Origin of the sequence: Streptomyces sp. NPDC058470, from assembly GCF_042721055.1 — a bacterium.
GTDB lineage: Bacteria > Actinomycetota > Actinomycetes > Streptomycetales > Streptomycetaceae > Streptomyces.
Genome location: NZ_JBHXMF010000018.1, coordinates 95,932 through 108,133 on the forward strand (window position 1 = coordinate 95,932; position 12,202 = coordinate 108,133).

The 12,202-nt window shown below is 70.6% G+C and carries 14 protein-coding genes; 7 read left to right on the forward strand and 7 right to left on the reverse strand.

Annotated features, from left to right (window positions below; genetic code table 11):
* Positions 1-206: 206 nt before the first annotated feature.
* Together ACFWP7_RS15725 and ACFWP7_RS15730 are read right to left on the reverse strand one after the other, a co-directional pair.
* Positions 207-659 carry a hypothetical protein gene (locus tag ACFWP7_RS15725; RefSeq protein WP_384381690.1) on the reverse strand — a complete coding sequence of 151 codons (453 nt, stop codon included), beginning with the start codon at positions 657-659 and terminating at the stop codon, positions 207-209.
* Positions 656-1,327 carry an ATP-binding protein gene (locus ACFWP7_RS15730; protein WP_384381692.1) on the reverse strand — a complete coding sequence of 224 codons (672 nt, stop codon included), beginning with the start codon at positions 1,325-1,327 and terminating at the stop codon, positions 656-658. The genes ACFWP7_RS15725 and ACFWP7_RS15730 overlap by 4 nt, the downstream gene beginning before the upstream one ends.
* 203 nt (positions 1,328-1,530) lie before the next feature.
* Here ACFWP7_RS15730 and ACFWP7_RS15735 point away from each other — a divergent pair, with 203 nt between their 5' ends.
* The 3 genes from ACFWP7_RS15735 to ACFWP7_RS15745 all read left to right on the forward strand — a co-directional run bounded on the left by ACFWP7_RS15735 (position 1,531) and on the right by ACFWP7_RS15745 (position 3,639).
* Complete coding sequence (locus tag ACFWP7_RS15735) at positions 1,531-2,391, forward strand: helix-turn-helix transcriptional regulator (RefSeq protein WP_384381694.1); 861 nt, start codon at positions 1,531-1,533, stop codon at positions 2,389-2,391.
* Positions 2,392-2,655 carry a DUF397 domain-containing protein gene (locus ACFWP7_RS15740; RefSeq protein ID WP_384381696.1) on the forward strand — a complete coding sequence of 88 codons (264 nt, stop codon included), beginning with the start codon at positions 2,392-2,394 and terminating at the stop codon, positions 2,653-2,655.
* A gap of 180 nt (positions 2,656-2,835) precedes the next feature.
* Positions 2,836-3,639: an SAM-dependent methyltransferase gene (locus ACFWP7_RS15745; protein ID WP_384381698.1), complete on the forward strand. Its 804-nt coding sequence runs from the start codon at positions 2,836-2,838 to the stop codon at positions 3,637-3,639.
* Between the two features lie 643 nt (positions 3,640-4,282).
* Here ACFWP7_RS15745 and ACFWP7_RS15750 read toward each other — a convergent pair.
* Positions 4,283-5,698, reverse strand: a complete 1,416-nt coding sequence (locus ACFWP7_RS15750) for a PLP-dependent aminotransferase family protein (RefSeq protein ID WP_384381700.1) — start codon at positions 5,696-5,698, stop codon at positions 4,283-4,285.
* A gap of 47 nt (positions 5,699-5,745) precedes the next feature.
* Here ACFWP7_RS15750 and ACFWP7_RS15755 point away from each other — a divergent pair, with 47 nt between their 5' ends.
* Positions 5,746-6,246, forward strand: coding sequence for a carboxymuconolactone decarboxylase family protein (locus ACFWP7_RS15755; protein WP_384381702.1), 501 nt, complete (start codon positions 5,746-5,748; stop codon positions 6,244-6,246).
* A 35-nt stretch (positions 6,247-6,281) separates the two neighbouring features.
* Here ACFWP7_RS15755 and ACFWP7_RS15760 read toward each other — a convergent pair whose 3' ends face one another.
* The 4 genes from ACFWP7_RS15760 to ACFWP7_RS15775 form a co-directional block, all read right to left on the reverse strand.
* A complete protein-coding gene (locus ACFWP7_RS15760) occupies positions 6,282-7,772 on the reverse strand; it encodes a glutamate synthase subunit beta (protein ID WP_384381704.1) in 1,491 nt (496 codons plus the stop codon).
* Between the two features lie 172 nt (positions 7,773-7,944).
* Positions 7,945-8,424, reverse strand: coding sequence for a DUF1772 domain-containing protein (locus tag ACFWP7_RS15765; RefSeq protein ID WP_384381706.1), 480 nt, complete (start codon positions 8,422-8,424; stop codon positions 7,945-7,947).
* Positions 8,425-8,702: 278 nt separating this feature from the next.
* Positions 8,703-9,395, reverse strand: coding sequence for a DUF2293 domain-containing protein (locus ACFWP7_RS15770; protein WP_384381708.1), 693 nt, complete (start codon positions 9,393-9,395; stop codon positions 8,703-8,705).
* A 245-nt stretch (positions 9,396-9,640) separates the two neighbouring features.
* The gene (locus ACFWP7_RS15775; protein WP_384381710.1) at positions 9,641-10,474 is read right to left on the reverse strand and encodes an NAD(P)-dependent oxidoreductase; all 834 of its coding nucleotides are present in this window, start codon (positions 10,472-10,474) and stop codon (positions 9,641-9,643) included.
* 203 nt (positions 10,475-10,677) lie between these two features.
* On the opposite strand from ACFWP7_RS15775, the gene ACFWP7_RS15780 reads away from it, so the two are divergent.
* From ACFWP7_RS15780 to ACFWP7_RS15790, 3 genes are read left to right on the forward strand one after another with little or no spacing between them, the layout of a single operon-like run.
* Positions 10,678-11,022, forward strand: a complete 345-nt coding sequence (locus tag ACFWP7_RS15780) for a winged helix-turn-helix transcriptional regulator (protein WP_384381782.1) — start codon at positions 10,678-10,680, stop codon at positions 11,020-11,022.
* Between the two features lie 10 nt (positions 11,023-11,032).
* Complete coding sequence (locus ACFWP7_RS15785) at positions 11,033-11,674, forward strand: uridine kinase (RefSeq protein ID WP_384381712.1); 642 nt, start codon at positions 11,033-11,035, stop codon at positions 11,672-11,674.
* 59 nt (positions 11,675-11,733) lie between these two features.
* A complete protein-coding gene (locus ACFWP7_RS15790) occupies positions 11,734-12,129 on the forward strand; it encodes a PPOX class F420-dependent oxidoreductase (RefSeq protein WP_384381714.1) in 396 nt (131 codons plus the stop codon).
* Positions 12,130-12,202: the final 73 nt, after the last annotated feature.

A 12,202-nucleotide genomic window follows, 5' to 3' on the forward strand; every position in this document is an offset into this window, starting at 1 on the left:
GGTGCCGGTTTGTCGTCGCCGCGCCGCTTCTTCGCCCGTATCCGCACCGTTGGCCTCCCCCGAGAGTGGACGCACGGTGCATTCCCCAGGAACGGTGCGCTCCACCCGGGGCGGCGACGGAGTTTTCCGGCAACGGATGCACTTCGGTCACGTACGGAGTGCGCCGTCGTGACCTTGGCGGGATCCAGCGGGCTGAGCCCGCGCCTCTACGCGCTGATCGGACGCGACCAAACGGGTGTCGTCCCCATCACCCGGCACACGGCCAGATAGAGCGGGATCGGCGGGGTGTACGGAACGGTGCCGGCGGGCTTGTGGATGAGCCCGGGGGTGTCGGGAGCGTCGGGTAGGACCGCGCCGGTGGCGTAGTACGCGGGGGCCGGCCAGTCCAGGGCGACATCAGAATCCGAGGGGACGATCCACCACCAGTTCGCCCGGTCGGCGTAGACACAGCCCACCCGGGGCAGCCGCGGCAGCAGCAGCGGTCCGAACCGGGCGGGCACGGACACCGCGTCACAGCCCAGCGGCACGGTCATGTCCTGGGGCACCGGGAGACGTCTGGTCGGTCCCGGCGCCCGCTGGGCGCGCTTGAGGCGGACCAGGGTGTCCAGGCTGAGAACCGGGGCTACGGCTCCCGCGGACGACGTACCCCTGGCACTCATTCGGTCCCCGTTCCCCAGGACGCTTGCGTCCCGGTGCCCCGGCCGTCGGTCGGTGGCTTCTTCGCGCTCCATCCCAGGTCGAGCCGGGCCCCGGTGTCCGCGTCGAGCCGGTCGGGCGAACGGCGCTCCCCCGAGTGCTCCAGCTCCGCCCAGACCAGCAGCCCGGGGCCCGTCTCCTGAGCCCCCCAGGCCCTGCACACGGCGTCGACGAGGAGCAGTCCCCTCCCATGCTCCTCGTCGGGCCGCTGCGGCCAGGGGCGCGGCTGACCAGGAGTGCACCCCTCGTCACGTACGGCTATCCGCACCAGGTCATCGTCGTGATGCAGCTCACAGAAGACGCGCTCACCGGCGGTGTGCACGATGGCGTTGGTGACCAGCTCGGATATGACGAGGGTCGCTGTGTCGCAGGTGTCCTCGCACACCGCCCAGCCGGACAGCCAGGCGTCGGTCAGCCGTCTGGCCCGGGCCACGGAGCCCGGGTGTGCGGCCAGCTCGAAGCGGAACCGGCGCTCGGCGGCCACGCCGGAGCGGGGCCCCACGGCGGCACGGAGACCGGATCGGTCCTCGGCTGCACCGGGACCAAGCCGGTCCTGGGTGGCGGCGCCGGGACCGAAGCGGCCCTCGGCGGCGTCTGTTCCTAAGGGCACGGACGGAGTCACGCTTGCCACTATCGCCCCGCCGTGAACACTTGGCAAGAGTCACTATGAAAAATGCAGAGTGCCGTATGACTCGGTGAAGGCGCGTGGCACACTGCTCGCAACAGCACGCCGAGCGGCGCCAGTTGGGATCGTCGAACAGGACCCCGAACGGCGCCGTCCGGGCTGTCAGGGCACTGTGAACCGGCTGTCAGACTCTTTTGTGGAGGTGGGACGTGAGTGAACCGCGGTCCGCGCCGACGGTCGGCCAGGTAGTTCTGGGCCGACGCCTGCTTGACCTGCGCGAACGTGCGGGCCTCAAGCGTGAGGAGGCCGCGCGGATCCTGCGTGTCGCACCCGCCACGGTCCGCCGGATGGAGATGGCCGAGGTCTCCCTCAAGATCCCCTACCTCCAGCTCCTCCTGAAGTCGTACGGCGTCTCCGACGAAGAGGCCGAGGGCTTCGTCCTGCTGGCCGAGGACGCCAACAAACCCGGCTGGTGGCAGCGGTTCCACGACATCCTGCCGGGCTGGTTCTCGATGTACGTCAGCCTGGAGGGCGCGGCCGCCCTCATCCGGCAGTACGAACCGCATTTCGTGCCCGGAATCATGCAGACCGAGGAGTACGCGAGTGGCGTCCTGAAGTCGGGCGCCATCGGCCAGACCAGACCCGAGGACATCGAGCGGCATGTCGCGCTGCGCATGCAACGCCAGGCGCTGCTCACCCGCGCGGACGCCCCCCGGGTCTGGGCCGTGATGGACGAGACGGCGTTGCGCCGCCCCATCGGCGGCCCCGAGGTGATGGGCGCCCAGATCGACAAGCTGCTCGAGGTCATGAAGCTGCCCAACGTGACGCTGCAGGTGATCCCGTTCTCCTCGGGACCGCACCCCGGCACGTACGGGCCCTTCGTGCTCTTCCGCTTCGCCGTGCCGGAACTCCCGGACATGGTCTACAGCGAGTACCTGACCGGCGCCGTCTACCTGGACGCGCGCTCCGAGGTGGCGACCCACCTTGAGGTCATGGACCGTATGGCGGCTCAGGCCGCTACTGCACATCGCACGAAGGAGATCCTTCAGGATCTCCGCAAGGAGCTGTGAATGGAACGCATGAGGCCGCGGATACGCAACGCGCGCATCTACAACGGAATGCCCGCCCGTGAACTGGGCAGCGAGGGCTGGCACAAGCCGTGGAGCGGCGGCAACGGTGGCAACTGCCTGGAGGCGATGAAGCTCGCGGACGGGCGCATCGCGGTCCGCCAGTCGGCGGACCCGGACGGGCCCGCACTGATCTATACGCCCGGTGAGATGACCGCGTTCATCCAGGGCGCCAAGGCCGGTGACGCGGACTTCCTGCTGTCCTGATCCGGTTGCGCTCCTCTGCCTACTTCTGCCTGCTTCTGCCTCAACTCCCTAGTTCCGGGCGCCGACTTGATCACTGTCCAGGCGCCGCTCTGATCACTTGACACGGCACGCACCACGGCACGCACCACGGCATGGACCACGGCATGGACGACCTATGGAGACCGTCATGTGGAGACCGTCATGACCGGGCAGGGCCCCATCGAGATCGACACGAGCAAACCGCATCCCGCGCGGATGTACGACTGGTTCCTCGGCGGCAAGGACAACTACCCCGTCGACGAGGAGATGGCCAAGCAGCTCCTCGCCGTCGATCCCCGGGTGCCGGTCATGGCGCAGGTCAACCGCGCGTTCATGCACCGCGCCACCCGCTGGCTGGCCCAGGGCGGCGTCCGGCAGTTCCTGGACATCGGCACGGGCGTGCCCACCGAGCCCAACCTCCACCAGATCGCCCAGCGGGTCGCACCCGACGCGCGCGTCGTCTACTGCGACAACGATCCCATCGTGCTGGCCCACGCGGCGGGCCTGCTGCGCGGCACGGAACGGGGCGTCATCGAGTACGTCCAGGCCGATGTGCGGGATCCGGACACGATTCTCGAACAGGCCCGGAAAGTCCTGGACTTCACCCAGCCAGTAGCCCTCTCGCTCGTTGCGCTGCTGCACTTCATCACCGACGAGGACGGTGCCTACGAACTCGTCGACCGCCTGCTGGCCGAACTCCCCTCCGGTAGCTACCTGATGCTGTCCCACGCCTCGGGCGAGTTCGACGAGGAGAAGGCGGCCATGGCGGCCGAGATGTACCGCAGGCGCGGCCTGACCATGGCACTGCGGGGCCGCGCGGACATCGCCCGCTTCTTCGAGGGCCTCGAACTGGTCGACCCCGGCGTGGCGTTGCTCGCCGACTGGAAGCCGGAACTGGGCGTGGTCATCGTGACGGAGGGCGACGAGCCGGTGCCGGGGTACGGGGCGGTGGGGCGCAAGCCGTGACGTCGGCTTGAGCCGGTTCCACGTGCGGCGACTCGGGCTGGAGGCGGCTCCACAGGCGGCGCGGTGCGTCTACCGGGCGGCCATGGTAGTTCGTCCTCTGGAGAGGTACCGCTCGGCGGTTCGGTCCGAAGCGGCCCCATCGGTTCAACGAGTAGTCGGTGCCGGGCTGTTCGCCGCCGACCAGCGTGTCGGGGCCGCCCCGCACCGCGCGTACGGGAGTCCCGCCAGCCGCGTACGTCGAGCACAGAGGCGAACTGGCCAGCCAGGGACGGCTCCTGCGTGTCCTCCTATGGAGAGGAGGAGCGTACGTCGAGGGGTCGGGCACACCACCGGAGAGCTCGTGCCAGGCGTGGCGCAGGGCGCCGGGATCACCGGAGGTGCCGGAGCCATCGAATGCACCGGAGGCGCCGGAGCCTTCGTACGGCACCACGAACCCGGGAAGCACCGGCAGTCCGGCGCGTGCCGCACGCGCGAGATGCACGGGCTTGAAACCTGCCAACCGGGGCAGTGCGGCCATGGGTTGAACCAAGGAGACGGCGCCGAGACGACGCGTGTCTCCTACGTTCAATGATCCCACTGTGGGTGCGTTGTATGTCACGTGGAGGTCACTTTCTGGCCGGCGGCGGCCGGCAACCGACAGGGGTCACCCCGGTGGCAGCACCCCGCACAACGCCTCAAGTGCCGCCCCATAGGCATGTTCGGCGGGAGTCGCGTACCCCACGACGAGCCCGTCCGGCGCCGGCATCACCGCCTCCCGGTGCCGGAACTCGCCCAGTCCGTCGAGCGCCACGCCCTGCCAGACCGCGGCCTTGACGGCCGACCGCTCGGTCCCCGGCGGCAGCCGCAGCACCGCGTGCAGGCCGGCCGCGACGCCGGTGACCTCGATGTGCGGGGCCCGTGCGGCGAGCGCGGCGACTAGACGGTCACGGCGCCCCCGGTACCGCTGCCGCATGCGCCGCACATGGCGGTCGTACGACCCGGAGACGATGAAGTCGGCGAGCGCGAGCTGGTCGGGTACGCCCGCCCACGCCTCCCGCTCGCCCTTGACCGCGAGCACGGCATCGACGTACCGCTCCGGAAGGACCATCCAGCCGAGCCGCAGCGCGGGCGACAGGCTCTTGCTGACCGAGCCGATGTGGATGACCCGCTCCGGGTCCAGGCCCTGTACGGCACCGACCGGCTTGCGGTCGTAGCGGAACTCCCCGTCGTAGTCGTCCTCCAGGATCACGCCGCCACGCGCGCGTGCCCAGTCGATCACGGCGGCACGCCGCTCGGGGTGCAGCGGACCGCCGGTCGGGAACTGGTGCGCGGGCGTGAGCAGTACGGCCCGTTCCCGGCCCAACTCGCCCACCTGGGCGCCGTCTTCGTCCAGGGGCAGCGGCACGGTCCGTACGGACGCGGCGGCCAGCAGCTCGCGGTGGAAGCCGAGGCCGTACGACTCGACGGCGAGTGGCCCCCGTAGAACCGCGGGAAAGAGCAGCCGCAGGGCATGCGCGAAACCGGAGCAGATCACGATCCGGCCCGGCTCCGTGCGCACGCCACGCGCGCGTGCCAGGTACTCGGCGAGCGCGTGACGCAGTTCGACGCGGCCGGCCGGATCGCCGGGCCCGAAGGCCTCGTTGGGCGCCTGCTGGAGGGCCCGCCGGTAGGACGCGAGCCAGGCGGTACGGGGGAACGACGACGCGTCAGGTGTGCCCTGCCGCAGGTCGTGTCGGGCTCCACGCGCGCGTGGAGGTGCCTTTTTCGGTACGCGCGCGCGGGCGCCCAGCGGTTCGGCACGCTCGGCGACCCGGGTCCCCGAGCCCTGCCGGGCGGTCAGCCAGCCCTCGGCGATCAGCTCCGCGTACGCCTCGGCGACCGTGTTGCGCGCGACGCCCAGGTCGGCGGCGAGCGAGCGGTACGGCGGCAGCCGGGTGCCCGGCGTGAGCCTGCCGCTGCGTACGGCCTCGCGCAGGGCACCGATCAGCGCTGCGCGGCGCCCGCCGGACCCGGCCACATCCAGCTGCAGGTGCAGGTCGGCACCGATCCGCTCCGCGGAATTGACCCATGTTTCTGCCACAGAAATGCACCCTACCGCGGGTCTTTCGGGCCCGTAGATTCATGTTCATGACGACGAACACGAACACTGCCGGGGCCGCTGGAGCGGCCGTGACCGACAACGCCCGCCTCGACTTCGCGAAGTCCGCCCCGAAGGTCTTCCGGGCGCTCATCGGCTTCGACGCGGCGGCCCGCGACGGCCTCGACCCCGCCCTCGTCGAGCTCATCCAGATCCGCGCCTCGCACCTCAACCACTGCGCGTACTGCCTCCACATGCACACCAACGACGCCCGCAAGGCCGGCGAGAGCGAGGACCGGCTGCACCTGGTCGCGGTGTGGCGCGAGGCCCGTCACTTCTTCACGGAGAGGGAACGCGCCGCTCTCGCCCTCACGGAGGCGGTCACCCTGGTCGCCGACGGAGGCGTCCCGGACGACGTCTACGCGCAGGCCGCCGCCGTCTTCGACGACCAGGAACTCGCCCACGTCCTGGCCCTGATCTTCACGATCAACACCTGGAACCGGGTGGCACTGTCGACGGCAAAGGTCGCGGGCACGGACGAGCGTCGCTGACGCGTATAACCGACGGGTGTGACCGACGTGTGTCGCTACACCTGCATAGGGCGGTCGTACGGCCCGATCGGCGTCGGCAGCCGCGAGTCGCCGCCCGTCAGACGGCGGTCCACCGCGGCCGCCACCGCGCGGCCCTCGGCGATGGCCCACACGATGAGGGACTGTCCGCGGGCGGCGTCCCCGGCGGCGTACACCCCGGGGACGTTCGTCGCGAACTCCGCGTCGCGGGCGATCGTGCCCCGCGGCTCGAGGGCCAGGCCCAGCTGGTCGATCAGGCCGTCGTGGCGGTCGGGCCCGGAGAAGCCGAGCGCGAGCAGCACCAGGTCGGCGGGGAGCGTCCGCCCGGAACCGTCGACCGGGCGGCGCCCGGCGTCCACCTCGACGAGGTGCAGTGAGCGGACGTGCCCTGCCGCGTCGCCCGTGAAGCGGAGTGTGGACGCCGCGAAGATCCGCGCGTCCGCGTGCGCCGTGGGCGCCGTCTCCAGCGCGTCGGCCTCCTCGTGCGCGGCGGACAGCCGGTAGATCTTCGGGTACGTCGGCCAGGGCTCGGAGTCATGGTCGCGCTCCGCCTCCGGCAGCGGATAGATGTCGAGCTGGGTCACGGACGCCGCGCCCTCACGCACGGCGGTACCCAGACAGTCGGCGCCGGTGTCCCCGCCGCCGACGATGACGACGTGCTTGCCTGCGGCGGACAGCGGCGATGTCTCCAGGTCGCCCTCGCAGACCCGGTCGGCGAACGGGAGGTACTCCATCGCCTGGTGGACACCCTGCAACTCCCGCCCCGGTACGGGGAGGTCACGCCAGGCCGTCGCGCCCACGGCAAGAATGACGGCGTCGTAGCGCGCCCGTAGCTCCGCCGCCCCGATGTCCCGCCCGACCACCGTCGACGTACGGAACTTGGTTCCCTCCGCCCGCATTTGGCCCAGCCGTTGGTCCAGATGCCGCTTCTCCATCTTGAACGCCGGGATCCCGTACCGCATGAGCCCGCCGATCCGGTCGGCTCGCTCGTACACGGCCACGGTGTGCCCGGCCCGGGTCAACTGCTGTGCCGCGGCAAGCCCGGTGGGCCCCGAACCGATGACCGCGACCGTCCGCCCGGAGAGCCGGTCCGGCGGGCGCGGCGGCGTGAGCCCGTCCGCCCAGGCGCGGTCGGCGATGGCGACCTCGACGTTCTTGATGGTGACCGCGGGTTGGTTGATCGCGAGCACGCAGCCCGCCTCGCACGGCGCGGGGCACAACCGCCCCGTGAACTCGGGGAAGTTGTTCGTGGCGTGCAGCCGGTCGCTCGCCGCCCGCCAGTCCTCCCGGGAGACGAGGTCGTTCCACTCGGGGATCAGATTGCCCAGCGGACAGGCTTCGTGACAGAAGGGGACCCCGCAGTCCATACAACGATCGGCCTGCCTGCTGATGATCGGCAGCAGTGCTCCGGGGACGTACACCTCGTTCCAGTCCCGCACCCGTTCCTCGACGGGCCGACGCGGATACTCCTCGCGCGGTGTGGTCATGAATCCCTTGGGATCGGCCATGGCCGTCCCCCTTGCATACGCGACGGGCACGGGGCCGCACGGCCGTCGGACTTCTTTGGCCCACGGCCTCCGGGCGGCACACCTTTCCGGCCACGATACGACGCCGCCGCGGGCCGCGCCGCTCAGCTCGCGGCCTCTGCTTGCGGTTCCGCTTCTGCTCCCCCGGGGCGGCTCAGGCGAGGGCGAGGACGTAGGAGATCGACGCGGCGGCCGCGGCGACCGTGCGGATGTGGTTCCACATCGACCACTCGCGCACGTACGTGGGCCAGTACGCGGCTGCCGCCGGGCTACCGGGGTCCATCTTGGCGAGCGTGTCGTTGCGGGGGACGTTCGCGGCGACGGTCACTCCGAAGCACCCGACCAGATACAGCGCGCTGCCCAGCAACAGCTCCACCGCCCCCTCGTCCGGCAGCAGCACGAACGTGACCACCGCGATGGCGGCACACAGCAGCGCCGACCCGATGAACGCCAGCATGAACGCGGGGCGCAACGCGAACACATTGATCGACTTCATCGCGGCGATCCCCTGCGCGGGAGGCAGCTCGGCGATCGCCCTCATCACGAACGACGAGAACCCGTAGAACACCCCGGCCACCAGCCCACAGCCCAGCACACCCAGCAACGTCAGCACGAAGTACGGTCCATCGATCATGTCCACTCCCGCATCGACCCGAAGCCCGCCATCACCACAAGTGAAAACCCGCACGGCGACGGTGACCATGGCTGAGGGGCGCGGGGGCATACGGGAGCGTCCAGGGGCCTACCGGCCGGTTCGGCGTTCGAGGGCGAGGCGGGCGAGGAGGGCGAGGCCTTTCAGCCTGTCCGGCGTTTGGGGACGAGCGCGTTCAGCGCGATGCGGGGGTCTGGGGACGGCAGCCCCCAGGAACAAGGGACGGGTAGGGGCGGAGGGGGCGAAAACCGGCCTCTACGTCACGGCAACGCCTGCCCGGCATGCCACCCCCGCACGGTGGCCTCCACCACCACAGCGATCCGCCGCCGCGCCTCATACCGAGGCACCCCGCTCATCAGCAACTGGTCGTACGGCGTATCCATGTGCCGCACGGACGCCCGAACCGCCGAGGCCAACGCCGCCTCGGACAGCGCGCGACCCGCCGCGCTGCGCCCCACCCGCCCACTCCCACGCACCGAGGCGTGCACGGCGATGTCCCGCGCCCGGTCGGCCGGACAGCCCGGAAACAACCGGCGGATCTCCCGCGCGAAGGCGTCCGTGAACCGCAGATCCTCCGCCTCCCTCCGTCGCGCATCCCGAACCCGGCGCCGCCGCCGCGCCTCCGCGTCCGCCAGGCACCGCTCCTCGGCCCGGGCCAGCGCCGCCTCCTCGACGAGCGCACCCTGCCGCTCGTACCGGCTCCTGCGCCGGTTGAACCGCACCACCACCGCCGACAGCGCACTCCCCTCCCGCGACCTCCGCGTCAGTGCGGTGTCGCCCCGCGGCAGGAACACCAGATGCCCGAGATCCGCGCAGTCCAGACACCGCGGCGCCCCCTCCTCCAGCACCAGCAACGCGAGCGGCCCGGTCCGGCATTCGGCGCACTGTCGCTTCTTGAGCGGCTGGATGACGAGAAGTCCGGTGCGGTGCGGGGGAGTTGTGATCGGTGCCATACGCGGTTCATTCCCCTGTCCGACCCGGGATCTACGTCGCCGGCTTCGGGGAAACCCGGATCAGGAACCGGATCAGGAACCGGATCAGGAACCGGATCAGGAACCGGATCAGGAACCGAGTCAGGAGACGGATCAGGAACCGGATCAGGAACCGAGTCAGGAGACGGATCAGGAGACGGATCAGGAACCGAGTCAGGCGCCGGACTAGGGACAGACCAGGAACAGACCAGGAGCCGGACCAGGAGTCATCTCAGGGGTGACCCCGGGTTGAAGACCGACACCCGCGTACGGTGCAATGTCGGCGCCTCGATCTCATCAAGCACCGCCACCGCGAGGTCCGCGTACGACAGGTGCGCGGCACCGTCCGGCGCGCTCTCGCCCCCGAACCGGTACCGCCCGGTGCGCGGGGCGCCGTCCTCCAACCGGGCCGGCGGCGTGAGCATCACCCAGTCGACGTCAGCCGTACCCTCCCTGTCCGCACCCGCTCGGCCGGCACCCTCCCTGTCCGCACCCGCTCGGTCGGCACCCTCCCCGCCCCCGCCGTCCGTGTTCGCATGCTCTCCACTCCCGCCGTTTCTGTCCGCACCCTCCCGGCCCCCCTTCTCCTCGCCCGCCGCGTCCCGCAGTCGCCGCAGCCCCTCCGCGTGCGCCAGCGCGAACGGCCGGATCTCCGCCGGGAAAGCCTCCGGATCGTCCATCACCGCCCGGCCGTCCGCCCCGAGGAGGTTCGCGAACAGCCCGACGGCGACGAGCCGGCGTACCCCCGCCCCGGCCAGCCCGCCGAGCAGCGAGTCCGCGGCCCTGACGAAGAACTCCGGGTCGAGTGAGTCCAATCCCTGCTCCGGACCACTGAACGGCGACACGGCGTGCACGGCCGCGGCATGCCCGCCGACCACTCCGGCAACCGACACCGGATCGGTGACATCACCCCGTACGACCGAGACACCGTCCACGCCGAGCTCCGGATACCGCCCCGGCTCCCGCACCACGGCCGTCACCCGGTGCCCCCGCCTCCGGGCCTCGTCCGTCACCGCCCGCCCCGCGCGTCCGCCCGCTCCGAACACGACGATCCCAGCCATGCCCAACCCCCTTGCCAGGCAGCGCATTTCACCGCCTGACCTGGACGGTATGCACGGGATACCGGTTACTTCAACGAAATCGGCGCTAGCCTCGAACGATGACCGAGTCGTCACGTACCGAGCCGTCACGTACCGAGCCGTCACGTACCGAGCCGTCACGTGTCGAGCCGCGCCCGGCGCCGGCCGGGAGCCTCGCCTCCGACATGTTCGACCCCGTGTGCCCGTCCGGAGCGATGCCCTTCCGGGTCGGGGACAAGTGGACCGGCATGGTGATCCGCTGCCTCGAAGGCGGCCCGCGCCGTTTCACCGAACTACGTGTACCGCTCCGCGCCATCACCCCCAAGGTCCTCAGCCAGACCCTCCGCGCCATGGAACGCGACGGACTCGTCACCCGCACCGCATACGACGAGAACCCGCCCCGCGTCGAATACGCCCTCACTCCCCTCGGCCGCACCCTCATCCCCCTCCTCGACGCCGCCCGCACCTGGAGCGCCACGCACCTTCCGCAACTCCTCGCCGCCCGCGACGCCCACGAGAACGCCTCCTGATCGCGGCATCATGGGCTACGTGCGACTCGAAGCGATCACCTGGGAAAGGCTCGGCGACCTTCTCGCCGAGCGGCTGCTCGACCTGAAACCGGACGACGGCAGCCCCTGGCCGCGCATCGCCTTCGACGGAGCCCCGGCCGCCCGCCCCGGCGAACTCGCGGACCGTGTCTCCGCAGCTCTCCGTATACGAGGCCGTTCCTCGCTCGTGGTCGGAACGGAGGGCTTCCTGCGTCCCTCGTCGGTGCGGCTCGAATACGGCCGCGAGGACGTGGAGTCGTACTACGACGGCTGGTTCGACACGGGCGCCCTGTGGCGTGAGGTCTTCGGCCCCCTCGAACCCGGTGGCGACGGCCGAGTCCTGCCCGACCTCTGGGATCCGGCCACCGACCGCGCCACCCGCAGCCCCTACGTCCAACTCCCGCCAGGCAGCCCCCTGTTGCTGCACGGCCCTTTCCTCCTTCGCCACTGGTTCCCCTTCGACCTCAGCGTTCACGTGCTCCTCTCCCCAGGTGCACTCCGCCGACGCACTCCCGAGACCGAGCACTGGACCCTCCCCGCCTTCGCGCGCTACGAGACCGACACGGACCCGGGCGACACGGCCGACGTCCTGGTACGCGCCGACGACCCACGCCATCCCGCCTGGAACGGCTGATCGAGGCCAGTCACTCAAAACCCTTCTGCATGCACGTGCATATAGTTATGATGATGGTCATGACGCTCTCCTTCGCTGAATCGGTCCGCACCCTCCTCGACGCCAAGAACTTCGCCAGCGTCGCCACCCTCGGCCCCGGCGGCGCTCCGCAGAACTCGGTGGTCTGGATCAAACGCGAGGGCGACACCGTGCTGTTCTCCTCCACCGCCGGACGCCAGAAGGTGCGCAACCTTCAGCGCGACCCCCGGATCAGCCTCTCGGTCTTCGACCTCGCCAACCCCTACACCTCGGTGGAGATCCGCGGCACCGCCGAGATCCTCCCCGACGACGCCAAGCGCCTCCCGTACGAGCTCTCCCACAAGTACCTCGGCATCGACCCTCCGGCGGAGAAGGACGACGAGGTCCGCGTGATCATCCGTGTCGTCCCGCAGAAGATCGTCGGCTTCTCCGCCTGACCCGAAACCGGGAACCCTGACCCGAAACCGGGAACCCTGACCCGAAACCGGGAACCCTGACCCGAAACCGGGA

Coding starts and splice junctions, on each gene's coding strand:
- ACFWP7_RS15790 (WP_384381714.1), top strand. CDS start 11,734: ATGACGCTCTCCTTCGCTGAATCGGTCCGCACCCTCCTCGACGCCAAG.
- ACFWP7_RS15775 (WP_384381710.1), bottom strand. CDS start 10,474: ATGGCTGGGATCGTCGTGTTCGGAGCGGGCGGACGCGCGGGGCGGGCG.
- ACFWP7_RS15770 (WP_384381708.1), bottom strand. CDS start 9,395: ATGGCACCGATCACAACTCCCCCGCACCGCACCGGACTTCTCGTCATC.
- ACFWP7_RS15725 (WP_384381690.1), bottom strand. CDS start 659: ATGAGTGCCAGGGGTACGTCGTCCGCGGGAGCCGTAGCCCCGGTTCTC.
- ACFWP7_RS15740 (WP_384381696.1), top strand. CDS start 2,392: ATGGAACGCATGAGGCCGCGGATACGCAACGCGCGCATCTACAACGGA.
- ACFWP7_RS15755 (WP_384381702.1), top strand. CDS start 5,746: ATGACGACGAACACGAACACTGCCGGGGCCGCTGGAGCGGCCGTGACC.
- ACFWP7_RS15745 (WP_384381698.1), top strand. CDS start 2,836: ATGACCGGGCAGGGCCCCATCGAGATCGACACGAGCAAACCGCATCCC.
- ACFWP7_RS15760 (WP_384381704.1), bottom strand. CDS start 7,772: ATGGCCGATCCCAAGGGATTCATGACCACACCGCGCGAGGAGTATCCG.
- ACFWP7_RS15765 (WP_384381706.1), bottom strand. CDS start 8,424: ATGATCGATGGACCGTACTTCGTGCTGACGTTGCTGGGTGTGCTGGGC.
- ACFWP7_RS15785 (WP_384381712.1), top strand. CDS start 11,033: ATGGGCTACGTGCGACTCGAAGCGATCACCTGGGAAAGGCTCGGCGAC.
- ACFWP7_RS15780 (WP_384381782.1), top strand. CDS start 10,678: ATGTTCGACCCCGTGTGCCCGTCCGGAGCGATGCCCTTCCGGGTCGGG.